17 protein-coding genes and 1 pseudogene are annotated in these 20,320 nt (G+C 72.6%); 10 read left to right on the top strand and 8 right to left on the bottom strand.

The genetic code is table 11. The features are described 5' to 3' along the window. Positions 1–83: 83 nt before the first annotated feature. The 5 genes from DMH08_RS05460 to DMH08_RS05480 all read left to right on the top strand — a co-directional run bounded on the left by DMH08_RS05460 (position 84) and on the right by DMH08_RS05480 (position 6,454). Complete coding sequence (locus DMH08_RS05460) at positions 84–482, top strand: single-stranded DNA-binding protein (RefSeq protein WP_051301239.1); 399 nt, start codon at positions 84–86, stop codon at positions 480–482. 599 nt (positions 483–1,081) lie between these two features. Continuing rightward, on the top strand, positions 1,082–2,368 hold the full coding sequence (locus tag DMH08_RS05465) for a GGDEF domain-containing protein (protein WP_125612105.1): 1,287 nt from the start codon (positions 1,082–1,084) through the stop codon (positions 2,366–2,368). Between the two features lie 156 nt (positions 2,369–2,524). After that, positions 2,525–4,189, top strand: coding sequence for an energy-dependent translational throttle protein EttA (ettA, locus tag DMH08_RS05470; protein WP_026404597.1), 1,665 nt, complete (start codon positions 2,525–2,527; stop codon positions 4,187–4,189). A gap of 138 nt (positions 4,190–4,327) precedes the next feature. Continuing rightward, positions 4,328–4,759 carry an acyl-CoA thioesterase gene (locus DMH08_RS05475; RefSeq protein ID WP_125612107.1) on the top strand — a complete coding sequence of 144 codons (432 nt, stop codon included), beginning with the start codon at positions 4,328–4,330 and terminating at the stop codon, positions 4,757–4,759. 267 nt (positions 4,760–5,026) lie between these two features. Further along, positions 5,027–6,454 (top strand): S28 family serine protease, encoded by a 1,428-nt coding sequence (locus DMH08_RS05480; protein ID WP_233617414.1) that lies wholly within the window; start codon positions 5,027–5,029, stop codon positions 6,452–6,454. 90 nt (positions 6,455–6,544) lie between these two features. Here DMH08_RS05480 and DMH08_RS05485 read toward each other — a convergent pair. The 3 genes and pseudogenes from DMH08_RS05485 to DMH08_RS41445 all read right to left on the bottom strand — a co-directional run. Continuing rightward, a pseudogene (locus DMH08_RS05485) lies at positions 6,545–6,922 on the bottom strand (globin); the annotation flags it as partial. Between the two features lie 57 nt (positions 6,923–6,979). Then, positions 6,980–7,984, bottom strand: coding sequence for a mechanosensitive ion channel family protein (locus tag DMH08_RS05490; protein WP_026404593.1), 1,005 nt, complete (start codon positions 7,982–7,984; stop codon positions 6,980–6,982). 228 nt (positions 7,985–8,212) lie between these two features. Next, a complete protein-coding gene (locus tag DMH08_RS41445; protein ID WP_233617415.1) occupies positions 8,213–8,659 on the bottom strand; it encodes a hypothetical protein in 447 nt (148 codons plus the stop codon). A gap of 410 nt (positions 8,660–9,069) precedes the next feature. On the opposite strand from DMH08_RS41445, the gene DMH08_RS05500 reads away from it, so the two are divergent. Next, positions 9,070–10,731 (top strand): XRE family transcriptional regulator, encoded by a 1,662-nt coding sequence (locus tag DMH08_RS05500; protein WP_233617416.1) that lies wholly within the window; start codon positions 9,070–9,072, stop codon positions 10,729–10,731. 7 nt (positions 10,732–10,738) lie between these two features. Further along, positions 10,739–11,344, top strand: coding sequence for a GNAT family N-acetyltransferase (locus DMH08_RS05505; protein WP_125612111.1), 606 nt, complete (start codon positions 10,739–10,741; stop codon positions 11,342–11,344). Here the strand turns inward: DMH08_RS05505 and DMH08_RS05510 are convergent. Together DMH08_RS05510 and DMH08_RS05515 are read right to left on the bottom strand one after the other, a co-directional pair. Then, positions 11,320–11,880, bottom strand: coding sequence for a DUF488 domain-containing protein (locus tag DMH08_RS05510; protein WP_026404590.1), 561 nt, complete (start codon positions 11,878–11,880; stop codon positions 11,320–11,322). The genes DMH08_RS05505 and DMH08_RS05510 overlap by 25 nt on opposite strands. Before the next feature lie 30 nt (positions 11,881–11,910). Beyond that, positions 11,911–13,998 carry a prolyl oligopeptidase family serine peptidase gene (locus DMH08_RS05515; RefSeq protein ID WP_125612113.1) on the bottom strand — a complete coding sequence of 696 codons (2,088 nt, stop codon included), beginning with the start codon at positions 13,996–13,998 and terminating at the stop codon, positions 11,911–11,913. 268 nt (positions 13,999–14,266) lie between these two features. On the opposite strand from DMH08_RS05515, the gene DMH08_RS05520 reads away from it, so the two are divergent. Together DMH08_RS05520 and DMH08_RS05525 are read left to right on the top strand one after the other, a co-directional pair. Then, the gene (locus DMH08_RS05520; protein ID WP_026404588.1) at positions 14,267–14,776 is read left to right on the top strand and encodes an HNH endonuclease; all 510 of its coding nucleotides are present in this window, start codon (positions 14,267–14,269) and stop codon (positions 14,774–14,776) included. A gap of 47 nt (positions 14,777–14,823) precedes the next feature. Beyond that, positions 14,824–15,048, top strand: coding sequence for an FmdB family zinc ribbon protein (locus DMH08_RS05525; RefSeq protein WP_084550902.1), 225 nt, complete (start codon positions 14,824–14,826; stop codon positions 15,046–15,048). A gap of 43 nt (positions 15,049–15,091) precedes the next feature. Here the strand turns inward: DMH08_RS05525 and DMH08_RS05530 are convergent, their stop codons facing one another. The 3 genes from DMH08_RS05530 to DMH08_RS05540 form a co-directional block, all read right to left on the bottom strand. Next, the gene (locus DMH08_RS05530; protein WP_026404587.1) at positions 15,092–15,439 is read right to left on the bottom strand and encodes a DUF1330 domain-containing protein; all 348 of its coding nucleotides are present in this window, start codon (positions 15,437–15,439) and stop codon (positions 15,092–15,094) included. 103 nt (positions 15,440–15,542) lie between these two features. After that, on the bottom strand, positions 15,543–17,402 hold the full coding sequence (ilvD, locus tag DMH08_RS05535) for a dihydroxy-acid dehydratase (protein WP_026404586.1): 1,860 nt from the start codon (positions 17,400–17,402) through the stop codon (positions 15,543–15,545). A 306-nt stretch (positions 17,403–17,708) separates the two neighbouring features. Further along, positions 17,709–18,614, bottom strand: coding sequence for a nuclease-related domain-containing protein (locus DMH08_RS05540; RefSeq protein WP_084550900.1), 906 nt, complete (start codon positions 18,612–18,614; stop codon positions 17,709–17,711). 241 nt (positions 18,615–18,855) lie between these two features. Between DMH08_RS05540 and DMH08_RS05545 the strand changes: the two genes are divergently transcribed. Then, positions 18,856–20,280, top strand: a complete 1,425-nt coding sequence (locus DMH08_RS05545; RefSeq protein ID WP_125612115.1) for an amidase — start codon at positions 18,856–18,858, stop codon at positions 20,278–20,280. Positions 20,281–20,320 lie beyond the last annotated feature (40 nt).

Genomic DNA, 20,320 nt, shown 5'->3' on the forward strand with positions numbered 1-20,320 from the left:
GTTATCCACAGGCCGGCTTTTTTCTTCAAGGCGTCCCTCCGCCGCGTCATCGTGGGATCACGACGCGAAACCCGGAGGGCACCATGAACGAAGCGCACGTCACCGTCATCGGCTGGGCCGTCGCCGACCCCGCGTACGCGACCACGGCGGGCGGCGTCCCCTTCCTGTCACTGCGGATCGGCTGCACGCCCCGCCGCTACGACCGGGAGACCGGCGCGTGGGTCGATCAGGAGACCCAGTTCATGACCGCGATCTGCCGCCGCGCCCTCGCCGACAACGTCCAAGCGTCGGAGATCGGCCGCGGCACGCCCGTGGTCGTCACCGGCCGCCTGCGCGTCCGCCAGTACGAACGGGACGGCCAGTGGCGCACCACCGTCGACATCGAAGCGGCCACCCTGGGGCACGACCTCTCCCGGGGCACCGCCGAGTTCACCCCCATGCGAAGAGCGACCCTCACGGACCGGGAGCCCAGAGCCGCCTGACCACGGCCTACCCGCCCCAGCCGCCGAGCCCGCCTCGGGGGTGCGTGCCTTGGAGGGGGCGTGCCTTGGGATGCATCCCTTTGAGGGCGGGTGCCCCAGCCGCCGAGCGTGCCTTGGGGGTGGATGCCCTGGGGGGTGGGTGCCTTGGAGGGTGCGTCCCTTGGAGGGTGCGTGCCCTGGGGGCGCGTGCCAAGGGGGTGCGTCCCGTGAAGGCGCGTCCTGTGAAGGCGCGTCAATGGAGGCGCACCCATGGGAGCGCGTCCCACAGAGGCGCGTCATGGAGGTGAGGCATAGAGGGGAGGCATACGGGAGGGGGTGCCGCGGAGTGGCCGGGGCGGTCGCGGTCCGTACGGGGCCGGCGTCCGTCGGGGCGTCCGACGGCCGTGGGCGACTCGGTGAGCGCGAGATGTCAGATCCAGGAGACGCCGCGCATGATCCTTCCCCTTCGGGTGGATGTGGGCCGCGCGTTCCGCGGGGACCGCCGGCGGGTGCCCGCGAAGGTCAGCCGCATGTGCCCTACCGAAGGTACCTGTTTCACGCCCGTTCCGCACACCTTGCAACTATCGTGTTACACAACGTGATGCGTGTAAGGGGGAAGGATGACGGCAGTGCAGTCGTCAGCCGAGGACCGCGGTGGGGAACTGGCCCGCAGGCCCCGGCGCCGGGCGATCACGGGACGTCCGTCCCTGCTCGTGGTGTACGTGCCCGCGGTCGTCGGCATCCATGTGGCGCTCCTCGCGATGGGGCTGGTCACCGCCTCCTGGCGCGCCGACGACCTGGTGACGTTCGGGGCGCTGGTGGCCTGCGGGGCGGTGTGCATCGAGGCGACGCGCCGGCTCGGGATCCCGGCCGGGGTCGCGCGGGACCTGCTGTCCGCCTGGTGGCTGCCGGTGGCGCTGCTCCTGCCGCCGGTGTACGCGCTGCTGATGCCCGTCCCGCTGCAGGCACTGCTGCAGTTCCGGGTGCGGCGGACGCTCGTGTACCGGCGGGTGCTGGTGGCGTCGGCGCACGGCCTGGCGGGGGCCTGCGCGTCGGTCGTCTTCCACCAGGTGGTGCCGCATCCGCTCGCGGGCGCGGAGTGGGTGGTGGAGGCGTGCCCGAAGGTGGCGGCGGCGGTCGGCTGCGCGGCGCTGTTCACCGTGGTGAACGCGGCCCTGGTCGGGATCGCGGCGCACGCGGCCAACCCGCAGGGGCGCTGGCGCGACGTCCTCTGGACGCGCGAAAGCCTCCTGCTGGACGTGGTGGAGCTGTGCGTCGGCATGCTGGTGGCGGTGACCTCGGCGCTGACGCCGTGGATGCTGCTGCTGGCGCTGCCCCCGGTGATGCTGCTGCAGCGCAGCCTGATGCACCAGCAGTTGCAGGCCGCCGCCCGGACCGACGCCAAGACCGGCCTGCTGAACGCCGCGGCCTGGCAGCGGGAAGCCGATACCGAACTGTCCCGCGCCCAGCGGACGCACTCGGGGCTGGCCCTGCTCCTGATCGACATCGACCATTTCAAACGGGTCAACGACACCCACGGCCACCTGGTCGGCGACCAGGTCCTGGTGGGCGTCGCGAGCACGCTGTGCCACCAGCTCCGCGACTACGACGTCGTGGGCCGGTTCGGCGGCGAGGAGTTCGTGGTCCTGCTGCCCGGCGCCGACACGGTCGAGGCGTGCCGCGTGGCCGAACGGCTGCGGGGCCGCATCAAGCGGCTCGCGGTGCCCGCGGAGGACGGCACGGTGACGGTCACCGTGTCGATCGGCGTCGCGCTCTTCGACACCCACGGGGAGGATCTGATCGAGCTGCTCGCGACGGCCGACCTCGCGCTTTACCGCGCCAAGTCGTCCGGCCGCGACCGCGTCTGCCTTCCCGCCCTCGACGGCCCCCGGACCCCCGAAACCTGACCCGCCCCACCGGTATCCCGCTTCCGCCCCGCCGACTCAGCGGGCTGCGGCCGGTGGGGCGGGCTCGCGCACGCCCCCGTGCCCGCGGAGACGGTGTGGTGGAGATGTCCGGCGAGTGAGACCAAGCGGTGCCGCGGACCCTCTAGGCTTGAATATATGGCCGAGTACATCTACACGATGCAGCGTGTGCGCAAGGCACATGGCGACAAGGTCGTCCTGGACGACGTCACCCTGCATTTCCTTCCCGGCGCCAAGATCGGCGTCTTGGGGCCGAACGGCACCGGTAAGTCGACCCTGCTGCGGATGATGGCCGGTCTGGAACAGCCGTCGAACGGCGACGCGCGCCTCATGCCGGGCTTCACGGTCGGGATGCTGCAGCAGGAGCCGCCGCTCAACGAGGAGAAGACCGTTCTGGAGAACGTCCAGGAGGGCGTCGCCGAGACGAAGGCGATGCTCGACCGGTTCAACCAGATCGCCGAGGAGATGGCGACGGACTACTCCGACGAGCTCATGACGGAGATGGGCAAGCTGCAGGAGCAGCTCGACCACCGCAACGCCTGGGACCTCGACAGCCAGCTCGAGCAGGCGATGGACGCGCTGCGCTGCCCGCCGCCGGACGCCGACGTGACGACGCTGTCGGGCGGTGAGCGTCGCCGGGTCGCGCTGTGCAAGCTCCTGCTGGAGGCCCCCGACCTGCTGCTGCTGGACGAGCCCACCAACCACCTGGACGCCGAGAGCGTGCAGTGGCTCGAGCAGTTCCTCGCGAAGTACGAGGGCACCGTCCTCGCCGTCACCCACGACCGGTACTTCCTGGACAACGTCGCGACCTGGATCCTGGAGCTCGACCGGGGCCGCTGCTACCCGTACGAGGGCAACTACTCCGTCTACCTGGAGAAGAAGCAGGAGCGGCTCAAGGTCGAGGGCAACAAGGACGCCAAGCGCAAGAAGCGGCTCCAGGAGGAGCTGGAGTGGGTCCGCTCGAACCCGAAGGCGCGGCAGACGAAGAGCAAGGCGCGTCTGGAGCGGTACGAGGAGATGGCCGCGGAGGCCGCCAAGACCCGCAAGCTGGACTTCGAGGAGATCCAGATCCCGCCGGGTCCGCGGCTGGGCAACACGGTGATCGTGGCCGACAAGCTGACCAAGGGCTTCGGCGACCGGATCCTCATGGACGAGCTGTCGTTCAACCTCCCGCCGAACGGCATCGTCGGCGTCATCGGTCCGAACGGCGTCGGCAAGACCACGCTGTTCCGGATGATCGTCGGTGAGGAGAAGCCGGACGGCGGCGACCTGCGGCTCGGCGAGACCGTCCAGGTCTCCTACGTCGACCAGGGCCGCGGCGGCATCGACCCGAAGAAGACCGTGTGGGAGGTCGTGTCCGACGGGCTCGACCACATCAACGTCGGCCAGGTCGAGATGCCGTCCCGCGCGTACGTCGCGGCGTTCGGCTTCAAGGGCCCCGACCAGCAGAAGCCGTCGGGCGTCCTGTCGGGCGGCGAGCGCAACCGGCTGAACCTGGCGCTGACGCTGAAGCAGGGCGGTAACGTCCTGCTGCTGGACGAGCCGACCAACGACCTCGACACCGAGACCCTGTCGAGCCTGGAGAACGCGCTGCTGGAGTTCCCCGGCTGCGCCGTGATCACCTCGCACGACCGGTGGTTCCTGGACCGCATCGCCACGCACATCCTGGCGTGGGAGGGCGGTTCGAGCTGGTTCTGGTTCGAGGGCAACTTCGCCGACTACGAGAAGAACAAGATCGAGCGGCTCGGCGCCGACGCCGCGCGGCCGCACCGCGTCACGCACCGCAAGCTGACGCGCGACTAGCGGATCCCCGAACGGTCGCCGCCGCGCGTGCGCGCGGCGGCGACCGTTTTTGTCACGTCCCGCAGTACGGAGGCGCACCCGGCCGCCGGTAGCATCGGGCCGATCACATCAATTCCCCCAATGACCCCAGGCGAGGACATGACGGACAAGCCCGCGGCCGAGTACCGGCACGTCTACGAGTTCTACATCCGCTTCGGGGACATCGACTCCCAGGGGCACGTGAACAACGTCAAGTTCCTCGGGTACCTGGAAGACGCCCGCCTGGAGATGTTCCACGGCGACCCGGTGCGCAAGGGGGAGGAGCCCGTCCGCGGCATGGTGATCTCCCGGCACGAGATCGACTACCGGCTCCCGCTGCTGCCGACGGTCTACCCGATCCGGGTCGAGACGTGGGTGACCGAGGCCCGCGCGGCGTCGTTCAAGCTCGCCTACGAGGTCCGGGACGACGACCGCGTCTACGCCGCGGCCACGTCGACCCTCGTCGCGTTCGACGTCGAAGCCAACCGCCTGCGCCGGTTCACCCCCCACGAGCGCGAGTTCATCGGCCGCTACCTCGCCCCCGACGCCTGACCGACGACCCGGCCGGTCCGCGGACCGCCTGCCTGGCGTGTGCCACTGCCGTTGATCTCCGGTGCGGCGTGGGGCGCGCGGGCGTCGGCGTCCGGTCGTTCCAGGGCGCGGCGGTGTCGCGGGTGTCTTCTTTCCGCCCTTCCTAGGGAAAGTTCGATCGCCGTCCGCATGACACTGGGTGATCACGGATAAGTAACGAGCGGCGCAGGAATCCGTTTTTGCCCGGGTTTTCGCTCTAGTGTCGCGACGCAAATGTGGCGAACCCACGTGGAAAGGGACACAATGCGGCGCGTCTCACAAGGGGCGGTGGCGCTGCTGCTGGCGGCGGGGCTGGCCGGAACCGGCCTCACCTCCGCGCAGGCGGCGACCACGACGCAGGCCACGGCGCAGGCGGGCGACATCGCCGCCCGGCTCGACGCCGTCCCGGGCATGGAGGTGACGGAGAAGCCGTCGACGATCCCCGGGCAGCGGTGGTTCTGGCTCACCTACCGGCAGCCCGTCGACCACCGCAAGCCGTCGGGGCGGTGGTTCGAGCAGCGGATCATGCTCCAGCACGTCTCGACCGACCGGCCGACGGTCTTCTACACCAGCGGCTACCACACGCCCGAGACCATGTTCACGGCCGAGCCCACCGCGCTGGTGAACGGCAACCAGGTCTCGATGGAGTACCGGTACTTCAGCCCGTCGCGGCCGGAGCCGGCGGACTGGCGCAAGGACACGATCTGGCAGGCCGCGACCGACCAGCACCGCATCATCGAGGCCCTCGACCGGATCTACACCGGCCAGTGGATCACGACGGGCGCCAGCAAGGGCGGCATGACGGCCGTCTACCACAAGCGCTTCTACCCGGACGACGTGGACGGCAGCGTCGTGTACGTGGCGCCGAACGACGTGCGGAACCAGGACGACCGGGCCTACGACGCGTTCTTCGAGACGGTCGGGAGCCCGGAGTGCAACGCGCACGTGAAGGCGCTCGCCCGGGAGTTCCTCAAGCGGCGGCCGGCGATGCTCGAGCGGTTCGCGGCGGCCGCGAAGGAGAACGGCTGGACGTTCGAGATCCTGCGGACGCCCGACCGGGCGTTCGAGAACTCGGTGATGGACTTCGAGTGGGCGTTCTGGCAGTACAGCTTCGAGTCCGACTGCGCGGACCTGCCCGCGGCGACCGCGTCGGACGACGAGATCTACGCGGCGCTCGACGCCGTGTCGGGCCTGTCGTTCTACACCGACCAGGGGCTCGAGCCGTACGTTCCGTACTACTACCAGGCGGGCACGCAGCTGGGGTGGCCGAAGCCGGAGTTCCGGAACCTGCGGCCGCTGCTGCGGCACGAGTCGAGCTACCGGCCGCGGACGTACGTGCCGCGCGACATCCCGATGCGGTTCGACCACGGCCGCGCGATGCGGGACATCGACCGGTGGGTGCGGGGAAACGCCGAGCACATGCTGTTCGTGTACGGCGAGAACGACCCGTGGGGCGCCGAGCCGTTCCGGCTGGGCAAGGGCGCGCGTGACTCCGACGTGTACGTGGCGCCCGGGCAGAACCACAGCGCGCGGCTGATCGCCCGGCTGCCCGCGGAGCAGCGCGCGGACGCCGAGTCGGACGTGCGGCGCTGGGCGGGCGTCCAGGACGAGCCGCGCACGCTGCGGACCGGCCCTGCGGCCGACGACCCGCTGCAGACGCAGCGGCCGCGGCTGTAGCCGTCCGTCCCGCGGCGGGGCGCTCCGGCGTCCCGCCGCGGGGCCGGCCGGGCAGCCGCCCGCCGCAAGGTGCGGCCTACGCCGTCACGTGGGTGCGTTCACCAGGGAGTTGGCGGCCATCGTGAAGTAGTTCCAGAGCATCTGCTCCAGCTCGGGGGGCAGCTCCAGCTCGTCCACGGCGACGCGCATGTGCCGCAGCCAGGCGTCGCGCTCCGCCTGCCCGATGACGAACGGGACGTGCCGCATCCGCAGCCGCGGGTGCCCGCGCCGCTCGCTGTAGGTGTTCGGGCCGCCCCAGTACTGGATCAGGAACAGCCGCAGCCGCTCCTCCGCGGGGCCGAGATCCTCCTCGGGGTAGAGGGCGCGCAGGTCCGGGTCCTCGGCCACGCCCTCGTAGAAGCGGCGGACCAGCCGGCGGAAGGTCTCCTCGCCGCCGACCGCCTCGTAGAAGGTCACCTTTTCCGTCATAGCGCGTCCCACCCTATGCGAGAGATCGCCTTTCCCGGCGCCGGTCCGGCACCGCGGTCACGGGGAGGCGGGGGTCGCGACGGCGACGCCCGCCTCGTCGAACGAGCGCTTGACGCGTTCCCGCAGCTCGCGGGCGACGTCGCCCTGCCGTCCGGGGGCGGTCTTGAGGACGACGCGGATGACGACGGCGTCCCCGGCGAGGGCCTGCACGCCCCAGACCGACGGCTCCTCCAGGACGAGGTCGCACCACGACGCGTCCGCCGCCAGCTCGTCCGCGGCGCCCTTCAGCAGCGCCTTCACCTTGTCGGTGTCCTCGTGGACGTCGACCGGGACGTCCAGGACGGCGCGGCCCCAGTTCTGCGACTCGTTGCCGACCTTCTTGATCTCGCCGTTCGGGACGTACCAGACGACGCCGTTGACGTCGCGCATCCGGGTGACCCGCAGCGTGACCGCCTCGACCGTCCCCTTGGCGGTGCCGACGTCGATGACGTCGCCGACGCCGTACTGGTCCTCGAGCAGCATGAACAGCCCGGCAAGGAGGTCCTTGACGATGTTCTGCGCGCCGAACCCGACGGCGACGCCGATGACGCTCGCGCTCGCCAGCACGGGCGTCAGGTCGAGCCCGAGCGAGCCGAGGATGCTGAACGCGGCCGTCCCGATGATGACGACGGACGCGATGGAGCGCAGCACCGACCCGAGCGTCTGCGCGCGCTGGGAGCGGCGCCGGTTGAGCAGGACCGGGCTGCCGGCGAACGCGGACCGCGACCGCTCCCGGGCGCGCTCCGTCATCGTGCCCTCCGCCATTCGGAGGGTCACCCGGGTGATCGCCCGGTGGGCGAGGTTCCGCAGGACGAGCGCGGCGGCGAACGTCACGACGACCCAGAACAGGGTGGTGAGCGGGCCGTCGAGCCAGGTCGCGTAGAAGCGGGTGAAGTCGGGGTTGTGGGAGACGTTCCAGACGATCCGGCACGCGGCGGACGGCGACCGGTCGCCGCACGCCGTCTCGGGGGACCCGGCCTGCGCCCAGGGAGGCGCGGCGGACGCGATCGAGGCGAGCGGCATGACGAACCCTCCCCGGCCAGTGTGGGTGTCGTGACACCTCGCCGTGGACGCGCGGCGGGCTCGATCTTGATCGTAGGGGACGGTCACGATCGGATCGCGCGCCGCGCCCGAAGTGTCACGGCAGGGGAAGCATCACGTCCTGGCCGGGGAGGGCCGGCTCGGCGAACGCGCCCCGCGTTCCGCGGCCACCGCGCCGTTCCGGCCGCGGCCCGCGGGGCGCGCCCGGTCTCAGCAGCGGCTCGGCGGCCGCTCTCCCGCGGGCACCGGCGCGCGGCGCTCGCACGCCGCCGGCTCCCGGTGCTCGCGGACGTCGGGGTGCTCGCGGACCGGCTCCCGGCCGGGCCCGCGGGCGTCGAGTGCGCGGTCGAGGGAGGTGTCGACGGGGAGGTCGCAGGCGGGGGCCAGCGGCTGCAGGACGTGCGCGAGCTTGCGCGCGGCGGCGTCCGGGTCGCCCACGCGGACCATCCGCTCGCCCCACGACCACCAGTAGTAGTGGTCGCGGCCGTCGGGGACCGGCGCGCAGGTGACGTCCTCGGCGAGGCTCGCGGCCGCCGGGTTCACCACCCGCAGGAACGCCGGCCCGGAGCGGGTCCGGACCACGCGCGCGACGAATCCGCGCGTGCCGAGCTCGCGCTCCAGCTCCTGCAGGTAGCCGACGCGTTCGTCGCTGCCCACCTTCGCACCCCTTCCTCCATCGCGGCGCCGCGGGGGTTCCCGCGCCGCGCCCCGGCCGCGCCCGTCGGTGGTCGACTCAGCGGATCCGGTCCGTTACTCCCGGCGAGAATTGCAATTCTCACACTGCCGGGTCAAGGGCCCGCGCGCACGCCGAAGTACAGAGGTTTCACCCGGTGGGAGAAGCTTCCCCTCCCTCGGAGGAAGAATCTCTACCCTGGGTGGCGAGGATCACCCCGAAGCCCTTCCTCTCGACGGGAAAAGCTTGGCCGGCCTTGCCCCCGGGGTTACGCTGCGTGCGCGAGAGATTATCTCTCGTGGCCAATTGGTAACCGGTCGCTGTGGCAGGGACGATCACCTCTCCCCGGGGTGACGACGAACGTGTCGGCAGGACGGTGAGGAGGCCGGAGGCGATGTCGGAACCCCCCCGGAAAGAGACGGACGTCGCGCGCCGGATCCGCGCGCACGGGCTCGCCCGCGGGCGCGGCCCCGCGCAGATCGCACGCGAGATCCACGAACAGTGCGCCCCGCTGTTCGGCACGAGCCGGATCAAGTCGCACCGGCTCTCCCACGGCGTCGCGCTCTCCGACATCGTCGCCCAGGTCAAAGCGCTGTACGAGATCGACGGCAAGCCGCTGCCCCGGCTGGGGGAGACGCTGCTGTCGGCTTACGAGAGCGGCTACAAACGACCCGGCCCCGAGTACCTCCACTACCTCTGCGCCGTCTACCGGGTGGAGCCCCACGAGCTGGACTACCAGGGTCCCTGCATCTGCGGCCGCGGCCACGCGGCCCGTGCCGGCGCCGCCGCCGCGGCGCCCCCGCCGCGCGCGCCCGAGCGGCCCGCGGCGGTCCGGGAACCCGACGGACGTCCGCTCGTCGGGGCGATCGTGCCCCGGGCCGGGGACGGTCCCCGGCCCGCCGCCAACGACCTCCGGGGCCCCGACCGCGCCGACGGCCCCCTGACCCTTGATGTGGGAGAGGAGGACATCGTGCTCCGCAGAACCCTTCTGCAGTTGCTGGCCGGAGCGGGCGTCACGCTCGACGGCCAGATCCTCGGGACGGTCGACAGCCTGCGACGCAAGATGGACGACACCCTCGTCGGCGCGACCGTTTCGCCGACCATGCTCGACCAGTGGGAGGAGACCACCTACGGCTACGGCCGCCAGTACCAGGCGACGCCGTCCCTGCGGATGCTGTGCGACGTGCTGCTGGACTTCAGCGAGGTGCGGCGCATGTGCGACCAGCGGCAGCCCGTGGAGCTCCAGGAACGGCTGTGCCGGATCGCGGCGCAGCTGTCCGGGCTGTCCGGGCTCATCATGATCAACCTGGGCGACCACCGGCTGGCCCGCTCGTTCTTCCGGACGGCGCGGACCGCCGCCGACGAGACCGGCGACCGGCAGCTCCGCGCCTGGGTGACGGTCCGGGAGTCGCTCGTCCCGATGTACTACGGCGACCCCCGCGAGGCCCTGCACCTCGCGCGCAAGGCGCAGGACCTCGCCGGCCGCACCCCGGGGGTGGCCGCCGCGATGGCGCCCGCCGTGGAGGCCCGCGCGCTGGGCATGCTGGCGATGCGCGGCCGGGGCGACGCCGCGCCGAGCGCCCGCCGCGCCCTGGTGCGCGGACGCTCGGTGTTCGACCAGCTGTCCAAGTCCGACACCGGCGACCTGGTGTTCGGCTTCACCGACCGGCAGATGGCGTTCTACGAGGGCGACACCTTCACCAGCCTCGGCGACCACAAGAGCGGCGACGAGGTGCTCAGCCACGCCCTCACCCTGTACGAGCCCACCGACCGCGTCGACCGGACGCTCGTCCGCCTCGACCGCGCCACCTGCAGGCTGCACGCCGGCGAGCCGGAGGCGGCCCTCGCCGCCGGGCAGGAAGCCATCCTCGACCTGCCCGCCGACCACCGGTCCGACATCCTCGTGCACCGCGCGCGGCAGATCGGCGCGGCCGTCGCCGCCAAGCACGGCTCCGACGCCCCCGGGCTGCAGGACTTCTACGAGGCGCTGTCCGGCCCGTGGGTGACGAGCCCCGCGCAGGAGACCCCGTCCGTCCCGCCGGCCGAACAGGTCTGACGCCGGCATGACGACCTCGGAAGACGCCCCCTGGCAGGGCGCCCGCACCCTCGTCCGCCTCGCGGACGAGCCCCCCGAATGGCGGTTCGGCGAACTGCGCCTGCGCCGCTACCGCGCCGCCGACCACGGCGTCGTCCTCGCGCTGCACCGCGAAGGGCTCGCCCAGGTCGGGCTGCGCCCCGGCGACGGCGTGTACTACGACCACGACTTCTTCCGGATGGAGGACATCTACCTCCGCAACGACGGCGAGTTCCTCGTCGGCGAGGCCGGCGGGGGCATCGTCGCCATGGGCGGCCTGCGCCGCGCCGACCTCGTCCCCGGCGGGCACGCGCGCGCCTTCGGCGGCTTCTCGCTCGGCGGCGCCGGCCTCGACGCCGTGGAGATGGTGCGGCTGCGGGTGCTGCCCGCGGTGCAGCGCCGCGGCTACGGCGCCGCCGTCGTCACCGCCCTCGAGCAGCGCGCCGCCGAACTCGGCTACCGGGTCCTGCGCGCCGACACGACCGAACTCCAGGAACCCGCGCTCGCCCTCTACCGCCGCTTCGGCTGGACGGAGAAGCGCCGCGAGAGGATCGGCGGCATCGTCAACATCTACATCGAGAAACCGCTGCGCTGAGCGGACGGGTCGCCGTCGTAGACGAGCAGGCCGTCGCCGCGCAGCCGCGCGCCCGGCGTGGGCGGATGCTCGGTGAGGCGCCCGTCGTGCGCGAGATGCAGGACGGGACGGCCGCGCGCCAGGACCGCGAAGTCGGCGATGAGGCGCCGGTGGCACCGCCACCACACCGACTCGCCGCACATGACGGCCGTCCGGTCCCGCTCCGCCTCGCGCAGCAGGCCGTCCATGGCGGCGAGGAAGTCCGGGTCGCGGGTGTGCCCGGCGTAGCCGCGGAAGGAGGCGTTGCGCCAGAACGTGTCGGGGGAGTCGGGCGCGGCCCGGCGGAAGCCGCCGAGCCGCTTCTCCCAGCGGTACCGGACGCCCGCGTCCGGGAGCCACGCGGACAGCGCGTCGCGCCGCACGTCCGGGTTGCGGCGGCTGCCCGGCGCCGTTCGCACGTCCACGACGGCGCGCACGCCCGCGCCGTCCAGGAGCCGGGCCAGCTCGTCGCGCCCGGCCGTCCCGTGCCCGAACGTCAGGAGGGGTGGTGCCGCCATCACCGGCCGTTTACCCGGTGAGGGCGGCTCCTACCGCCCGAGATCGAGTCCGGTCTGGGCCGCCATGAACGACAGGGTGTCGGTCGTCAGGTCCACCGAGCGGGACACCGACCGGGCGGAGTGCCCGACCTCCGACTCGTTCCGCAGCAGGATCGGGGCGTCGGACGCGGTCGCGTGCTGCAGGGCCGCGCACAGCTTGCGGGCGTGCAGCGGGTCGACGCGGGTGTCGCTGCCGAACGTCGTGAACAGCGTCGCCGGGTAGGCGGTGCCCGGACGGACGCGGTGGTACGGCGAGTAGCCGATCAGCCAGCCGAACTCCTCCGGGTCGTCCGCCGTCCCGTACTCGTCGTTCCACGTCTGGCCGAGGCCGAACCGCTCGTACCGCACCATGTCGAGGAGGGGCGCCGAGCACACGACGGCGCGGTAGAGGTCCGGACGCTGCGTCAGCGCGGCCCCGACGAGCAGGCCGCCGTTCGACCCGCCGGAGATCGCCAGCCGGTCGCTCGCGGTGAGCCCGTCGGCGATGAGCTTCTCGGCGGCGGCGTGGAAGTCGTCGAAGACGTTCTGCTTGCGCTCCCGCATGCCCGCGCGGTGCCACTCCTCGCCCTCCTCGGAGCCGCCGCGCAGGTTCGCGATCGCGTAGACGCCGCCCGCCTCCACCCAGGCCAGGATGCTCGCCGAGTACGCCGGGGTGAGCGAGATGTTGAACCCGCCGTACCCGTACAGGATCGCCGGGCGCGGCCCCGGCGCGTCCGGGCCCGACCCGGGCCCCGACATGACGAGCATCCGTACGTCCGTGCCGTCCCGCGACGTGTAGACGACCTGGCGGGTCTCGATCTCCGGCACCTCGACGCGGCCGGGCGCGCTCGCCCACGTGGTCGTCTCGCCGGTGCGCGCGTCGTAGCGCAGGACGGAGGAGGGGGTGACGTTGTCGGTGTAGCCGAACCACGCCTCGTGCCCGCCCTCGGGCCGCTCGACGATCCCGCCGATCGAGCCGAGACCCGGCACGGGCACCTCCCCGAGCCGCTCCCCGGTCTCCAGGTCGTGCACGGTGATCTCGCTGATCGCGTGCCGCGTCCAGCCGACGAGGAGCCGGGGGCGCTCCAGCCCGTCGAGGATCGCGAAGTCGCTCAGGACGGCCTCGGGGTCCTCGGGGACCAGGTCCGTCCACGTGTCGGGCGACGGGTCCGCCGGGTCGGCGACGCACAGCCGCCCGCGCGGCGCGTCCCGGTCCGTGAAGACGTACGCGCGCCCGTCCCGCCCGACGTGCAGGCCCGTCTCGGCGTCCACGCCCTCCTGGACGGCGCGCAGCTCGGGCCGCTCGGGCGGGGACGCGGACAGGTCGGCGATCCACAGGTCGTTGCGGGGCGCGGTGCCCTGCGAGGACGAGATCGTGAGCCAGCGGCCGTCGCGGCTGACGCCGACGCCGTAGTAGTTCGTCTTGTCGCGGCCCTCACCGAAGATCAGGACGTCGTCGGTGTCGGGCTCCGTGCCGACGCGGTGCAGGTAGACGCGCCGGTGGTACTGCTCCTCGCCCTCGGGGACGTCCCGGGCGTGCAGCCGCCGCGTGTAGTAGTACGCCTCGCCGCCGGGCAGCCACGCGACGGCCGAGTAGCGGGCGCGGTCGATCGGCCCCTCGATCGTCTCGCCGGTCGCGACGTCCATCACGTACAGCAGCGACTCCTCGTCGCCGCCGTGGGAGATCTTGTAGGCGAGGCGGCGGCCCTCCTTGTCGGGCTGCCAGCCGTCGAGGGTGGTGGTGCCGTCCGGGTCGAGCGCGATCGGGTCGACGAGGACCCGCTCGGCGCCGTCCGGGTCCACCGTGTAGAGGACGGGGTGCTCCTGGTCGGCGGTGCGCCGGGTGAAGAACCGCCGGTCGCCGCGCCAGATCGGGGCGCCGACGCTGCCGGCGCCGAGCAGCTCGCGCAACCGCCGCCGCAGCCGGTCCCGCCCGGGGAGGTCGTCGACGACCTTGTGGAACAGGGCGTCCTGGGCGGCGAGCCAGTCGCGGGTGTCGCCGGAGTCGGCGTCCTCCAGCCAGCGGTACGGGTCCGCGACCCGGTGTCCGTGGATCTCCTCGACGATGTCCTGGCGCTGCGCGGGCGGATAGGGCGTCATGGAAGGCACTTTATTGGCCGCGGGAGACCGCTCGCCCCGCGCCGCTCCGGTCGGACGAAGTGGGCTTTTGCGTTCGATCTGACCCACTGATGGGAATTATTGGGGTAGCCGAACGGGCCTCCCACAGGCCACACTGATGGAGTCGGTTCGCCCCCGAGGAGGTCCTCATGGCGGGTTCACAGGTGCCGGAGAAGATATTCCGGCCTCGGTGGGACGTGCGTGCAGCCGCGCCCGCCGAGGCGACACCGAACGCGACGGAGGCCGTCTGATGCGGCAGGTCCTCCTCCTGAACGCGACGTACGAACCGCTCACGACGCTCCCGCTCCGCCGGGCGGTCTGCCTCGTGCTCCGGGAGAAGGCCGAGATCGTCCATCACGACGTCGGCGGCGCGGTGCTGCACTCGGCCACGATGGCCGTCGAGGTGCCGTCCGTCATCCGGCTCCGCCGCTACGTGCGGATCCCGTTCCGCACCCGCGTCCCGCTGACCCGCGCCGCCCTGATGCGGCGCGACAACTTCCGCTGCGTCTACTGCGGGCGCCGCGCCGAGACGATCGACCACGTCCACCCCCGCAGCCGCGGCGGCGCCCACTCGTGGGAGAACTGCGTCGCGTCCTGCACGACGTGCAACCACCGCAAGGCCGACCGCCTGCTCGACGAGCTGGGCTGGACCCTCCCGGTCACGCCGGGCGTCCCGCGCGGCGCGCACTGGCGGCTGATCGGCATCGTCCACGACGGCGACCCCCAGTGGGCCCCGTACGTGACCGAGCCCGCCGCCTGACCGGGATCGGCGTGGCCGGAACGGGCGGCCGAGCCTATATTTGAGGCGTGCCACGTTATGACTACCGCTGCCGCGCCTGCGGGTCGACCTTCGAGGTCTCCCGGCCGATGATCAACGCGTCCGACCCGGCGCCGTGCCCGGACGGGCACGACGACACGGTCAAGCTGCTGTCCACGGTCGCCGTGACCGGTTCGTCCCGCGGCGGCGCTCCGCAGCCCCCGCCGTCCGCCGGTGGCGGCGGCGGTTGCTGCGGCGGAGGCTGCTGCTCCTGACGGCCCGCCCGACGCCCCGCCCGACGACGACCCGCCGGGCGGGTCAACGGGCCTGCGCGGCGCGCATGGCGCGGCCCGTGGCGGCGGCGTCGTACCCCGGCGGGACGCCCTGCAGCAGCACGGCCGTGCCCGGGATGTTGTCGGTGCGCATCCGGACGATCGCCTGGTAGGCGTCCGACGCGAACCAGGCGCGGGCGTTCTCCATGTCGGGGAACTCGATGAGGACGTACCCGCCCTCGAACGGGCCCTCCATCACCTCGGGGTCCGTGCCGTGCACGAGGAAGCGGCCGCCGAACGGGTCCATCGTGTCCTGGATCCGCTCGATGTAGGTGAAGACGTCGTCGTGCAGGGGCGGCTGCGGGCGCAGGTGGGCGAGCGCGTACGCGGTCATGGCGGTCTCCCTGGGCGGTGGTGCCGGGGCCCCGGTCGGCGGCCCCGGCCTTGCGTGCTCCACTCTGCCCGGGGAGGGGTAAGGCGGTCGATTACCTGTCAGGTCATGCCCGCTGCTCGAGCTGCGAGACGTCCCGCGCGGCGCCGGTGGAGGCCGAGGTGGCCATCGCGGCGTAGGCGCGCAGCGCGGCGCTGACGGGGCGCTGCCGGTCGCGGGGCCGGTAGCCGCCGAGGTCGGCCAGCAGCTTCTCGCGCCGGATCTCCAGCTCGTCCTCCGGGACGTCCAGCTCCAGGACGCGGTTCGGGATGTCGATGACGACGCGGTCGCCGTCCTCGACGAGGGCGATGATCCCGCCGCCCGCGGCCTCGGGGGACGCGTGCCCGATGGACAGCCCGGACGTCCCGCCGGAGAACCGGCCGTCGGTGATCAGCGCGCACGCCTTGCCGAGCCCGCGGCCCTTGAGGAAGCTCGTCGGGTACAGCATCTCCTGCATGCCGGGGCCGCCGCGGGGCCCCTCGTAGCGGATGACGACGACGTCGCCGGGCTTCACCTTGCCCGCGAGGATGCCCTCGGACGCCTCGTCCTGGCTCTCGAACACGACGGCCGGGCCGGAGAACGTCCAGAGCTCCTCCTCGACGCCCGCGGTCTTGACGATCGCGCCGTCGGGGGCGATGTTGCCGCGCAGGACGGCGAGCCCGCCGTCGGCGGTGTAGGCGTGCTCGGCGTCGCGGATGCAGCCCTCGGCGCGGTCGAGGTCGAGGTCCTTCCAGCGGTTGCTCTGGCTGAACGCGGACGTGCTGCGGACGCCGCCGGGGGCCGCGTGGAACAGCTCGACGGCCTCGGGCAGGACGTCGGGGGAGCGGACGTCCCACTGGGCGACGAACTCGGCGACGGACGCGCTGTGGATCGAGTGCGCGCCGGAGTTCAGCAGCCCGGCGCGGTGCAGCTCGCCGAGCAGCGCGGGGATGCCGCCGGCGCGGTGGCAGTCCTCGACGTGGTAGGTGGCCAGCGTGGGGGCCAGCTTGCACAGGCACGGGACGCGGCGGGAGACGGCGTCGATGTCGTCGAGGCCGAAGTCGACGCCGGCCTCGGTGGCGGCGGCGAGCAGGTGCAGGATCGTGTTGGTGGAGCCGCCCATGGCGACGTCCAGCACCATCGCGTTCTCGAACGCCTCCCACGTCGCGATGTTCAGCGGCAGGACGGACTCGTCGTCGCCCTCGTAGTACCGCTGGGCGATCTCGACGACGGTGCGCCCGGCCTTCTCGTAGAGGGCGCGGCGGGCGGTGTGGGTGGCGAGGACGGTGCCGTTGCCGGGCAGCGCGAGGCCGATCGCCTCGGTGAGGCAGTTCATCGAGTTGGCGGTGAACATGCCGGAGCAGGACCCGCAGGTGGGGCAGGCGCTCTCCTCCATCGCGGCGAGCTTGTCGTCGGCGACGGACGCGTCGGCGGAGGCGATCATCGGGTCGATGAGGTCGAGCTTGTTGCCGTCCATGACGCCCTCGACGGGCTTGCCGGCCTCCATCGGGCCGCCGGAGACGAACACCGTCGGGATGTTGAGCCGCATCGCGGCCAGCAGCATCCCCGGGGTGATCTTGTCGCAGTTGGAGACGCAGACGAGGGCGTCGGCGCAGTGCGCGTTGACCATGTACTCGACGGCGTCGGCGATCAGCTCGCGGGACGGCAGCGAGTACAGCATGCCGCCGTGGCCCATCGCGATGCCGTCGTCCACGGCGATGGTGTTGAACTCGCGGGGGACGCCGCCGGCCTCCTTGACGGCGCCGGCGACGACCTTGCCGACCTCGTCGAGGTGGACGTGGCCGGGCACGAACTGGGTGAAGCTGTTGGCGACCGCGACGATGGGCTTGCCGAAGTCCTCGCGCTCGACGCCGCTGGCCCGCATGAGCGCGCGGGCGCCCGCCATGTTCCTGCCGTGGGTGACCGTGCGTGACCTGAGCGGGGGCATCGTGACCTCTCTGACCTGTGACGTGCGCGAGCCCGGGTGCGCGCCGCGCCGGGGTCGGCGGGGCGGGCGATCGTCGCCCGGGTATCGCGTTGTGTGTGCCGGGACGCTCGCAGCGGCGGATCGCGGCGCTGCCGCCGGCTCAGCGGAGGTCGCGCCCGGGCCGGCCTTTCCAGGTCCCCGATGGTATCAACGCGCGGCGGGCGCGCGAATTCCCGGGACGGCGCGGCCGGCCCGGTGATCTGTGCGAAAAGGTGCGGAGAGGTGCGGCACCTCGGGCGGTCGAGGTGCCGCGTGTCGCATCGGGGTTCAGACGGGGTACTTGGGCGGCAGCGCCTTCTCGGCCGCCTGGAAGATCCGCTGGACGTCGATGTCGGTGAGGATCTTCGGCCGGCGGCGCAGGTAGGCGCGCGCCCGGTTGCCCGCGTAGACGTCCACGTCCCGCACCCGCATGACCTTCCACGGGATGGACGGCCCGTAGATCGCCACGGAGGGCTGGACGGGGACCTCGAAGCCGACCCGGCCGGCGAGGATCTTGCTGGCCTGCTCGGCCTCCCAGCGGGCCTCGTCGAGCCGGTCCTTCTTGTTGACGGGGCCGTGGAACAGCTTCAGGTGGGACAGGGTGCGCACGGGGAGGCGCTTGTCCCACTTCTCGGAGTCGATCGCGTAGACGCCGCTCGGCCCGATGACCAGGTGGTCGATCCGGCCGTCGCTGACGCCGTCCTTGTCGTGCGGCACCGCGCGGGCGTGCAGCACGAGGTAGCCGCGGCGCTCCAGCGCCTTCAGCTGCTTCTCGGTGCGGCGTTCGGCGGCCGAGGACTTCTGCCACGCCGGGACGCTCGAGCTCTTGCGGGTCACCCGGACGACGTCCGCGATGACCGCCAGGACGGCGAGCGTGAAGCCGGCGCGCAGGTCGACCAGGACCCAGCCGACGGCGAGGGCGGCGACGGCCGCGGCGCCGCGGACGAGCCAGCGGCGGGCGCGGGGGTCGCCCAGCAGCCCGTCGAGGGCCGCGGCGCGCCCGTCCGCGCGTTCGGGCGCCGACTCCTCTCCGTGGTCGTCGAAGCGGTCGTCACCGAGGTCGTCGGCGCGGCCGCCCGGGGGGTCGTCCGGCCGGTGGTTCAGGGGAGGTTCACGCTGGTCACGCCTCTCTTCGGGTTCGGGCCCGGGACGCACCCGGGCCTCCTGTCCGTCGCCCCGCTCCGTGATCGCCATGAGTGACGCTCCGTATTCCTTTCCGATCGGGGGCATGATCCTCCGTGCGCAGAGTAATCAGTCGTGCCGGGGTCGAACCAGTCATCGGGGGTGAACAGTTTTGTCCCCGGTCGTGAGTGATTCACTGACGCGCCCGGTGGGTAGGGTGGTAATTCACCATCCTTCCGTCCCGGGGCGTCCGCCGTCGCGGAGGGCCGTCTCCCGTTGATGCCCGCGCACGGGACGTCTACGGTTCCTTTTCGTGACACATCCCCATGACCTCGGCGTCAGGGAGACGGCCGCGGCCGTCCGGGCCCGAGAGCTTTCCCCGGTCGAACTCGCCGACCACTACCTCGAGCGCATCGAACGCCTGAACCCGCGGGTCGGGGCGTTCGTGACGGTGACCGCGGACCTCGCGCGCGAGCAGGCGCGCGAGGCCGAGAAGGCGGTGCTGGACGCCGCCGACCCGGCGGAGCTGCCGCCGCTCCTCGGCGTCCCGATCCCGATCAAGGACCTGAACCTGGTGGAGGGCGTCCGGACGACGTTCGGCTCGTCCGCCTTCGCCGACCTGAAGGGCTTCGCGGACGACTCGGTCGTGCGGCTGCTGCGCGAGGCGGGGGCGGTGATGCCCGGGAAGACGACGACGCCCGAGTTCGGCTTGCCCTGCTACACCGAGAGCGCGGTGGCCCCGGCGGCCCGCACCCCGTGGGACCTGTCGCGGTCGGCGGGCGGGTCGAGCGGCGGCGCGGCGGCGGCCGTCGCGGCCGGGCTGGCCCCCGCGGCGCAGGGCAGCGACGGCGGCGGGTCGATCCGGATCCCGTCCAGCGCGTGCGGCCTGTTCGGCATCAAGCCGACGCGCGGCCGGATCTCGCAGGGGCCGATCAACGCGGACCTGTTCGGCCTGGCGACGAACGGGCCGATCGCGCGCGGCGTCCGGGACGCGGCGCTGCTGCTGGACGTCATGGCCGCGCCGATGTACGGGGACCTGTACCGGGCGCCGGCGGCCGACGGGACGTTCCTGTCGTTCGCGGACCGGCCGCCGGGGCGGCTGCGGATCGCGCGCAGCATTGAGTCCGCGGTGCCGGACGCGACCGTCCACCCCGACTGCGTCGCCGCCTACGAGGAGGCGACGGCGCTGCTGGTGGAGCTGGGGCACGAGGTCGTGGACCTCCCGCCGGTCGACGCGTCGGAGCTGCTGCCGCACTTCGAGACGCTGTGGGCGGCGATGGCGACGACGACGCCCGTCCCGCCGGAGAGCGAGCACCTGCTGCAGCCGCTGACGCGCTGGCTGCGGGAGCGCGGCGCGGCGATCACGGCGCCGGAGCTGCTCAACGCGCAGGCGACGCTCCAGGGCGCGTTCCGTCTCGCGCTGGAGATGATGGACGAGTACGACGCGATCCTGCACCCGACACTGGCGCAGCCCCCGGTGCCCGTGGGGTACTTCCACGACCAGGAGCCCGAGGAGAACTTCGCTCGGCAGACGCGCTTCACGCCCTTCTGCGCGATGTACAACCTCTCGGGGCAGCCCGCGGTGAACGTCCCGCTGCACTGGACCGACGAGGGCCTGCCCATCGGCGTCATGCTCGCGGGGCGGATCGGCGGCGAGGGCACGCTCATCTCCCTGTCGGCGCAGCTCGAGGAGGCGCGCCCCTGGGCCGGTCGCAAGCCGTCCGTCTGGAGCGAGTAAGACCGGGCGCGCGGCGGATGAGCCCGCGCGGACGGGGCAG

Origin of the sequence: Actinomadura sp. WAC 06369, from assembly GCF_003947565.1 — a bacterium.
GTDB lineage: Bacteria > Actinomycetota > Actinomycetes > Streptosporangiales > Streptosporangiaceae > Spirillospora > Spirillospora rifamycini.

Excerpts from the sequence above, each read along its gene's own strand:
- DMH08_RS05530 (WP_026404587.1), bottom strand. The coding sequence starts at position 15,439 with ATGACCGCGTACGCGCTCGCCCACCTGCGCCCGCAGCCGCCCCTGCAC.
- DMH08_RS05515 (WP_125612113.1), bottom strand. The coding sequence starts at position 13,998 with ATGACGCCCTATCCGCCCGCGCAGCGCCAGGACATCGTCGAGGAGATC.
- DMH08_RS05465 (WP_125612105.1), top strand. The coding sequence starts at position 1,082 with ATGACGGCAGTGCAGTCGTCAGCCGAGGACCGCGGTGGGGAACTGGCC.
- DMH08_RS05505 (WP_125612111.1), top strand. The coding sequence starts at position 10,739 with ATGACGACCTCGGAAGACGCCCCCTGGCAGGGCGCCCGCACCCTCGTC.
- DMH08_RS05490 (WP_026404593.1), bottom strand. The coding sequence starts at position 7,984 with ATGCCGCTCGCCTCGATCGCGTCCGCCGCGCCTCCCTGGGCGCAGGCC.
- DMH08_RS05460 (WP_051301239.1), top strand. The coding sequence starts at position 84 with ATGAACGAAGCGCACGTCACCGTCATCGGCTGGGCCGTCGCCGACCCC.
- ilvD (WP_026404586.1), bottom strand. The coding sequence starts at position 17,402 with ATGCCCCCGCTCAGGTCACGCACGGTCACCCACGGCAGGAACATGGCG.
- DMH08_RS05475 (WP_125612107.1), top strand. The coding sequence starts at position 4,328 with ATGACGGACAAGCCCGCGGCCGAGTACCGGCACGTCTACGAGTTCTAC.
- DMH08_RS05500 (WP_233617416.1), top strand. The coding sequence starts at position 9,070 with ATGTCGGAACCCCCCCGGAAAGAGACGGACGTCGCGCGCCGGATCCGC.
- ettA (WP_026404597.1), top strand. The coding sequence starts at position 2,525 with ATGGCCGAGTACATCTACACGATGCAGCGTGTGCGCAAGGCACATGGC.
- DMH08_RS05520 (WP_026404588.1), top strand. The coding sequence starts at position 14,267 with ATGCGGCAGGTCCTCCTCCTGAACGCGACGTACGAACCGCTCACGACG.
- DMH08_RS05510 (WP_026404590.1), bottom strand. The coding sequence starts at position 11,880 with ATGGCGGCACCACCCCTCCTGACGTTCGGGCACGGGACGGCCGGGCGC.
- DMH08_RS05540 (WP_084550900.1), bottom strand. The coding sequence starts at position 18,614 with ATGGCGATCACGGAGCGGGGCGACGGACAGGAGGCCCGGGTGCGTCCC.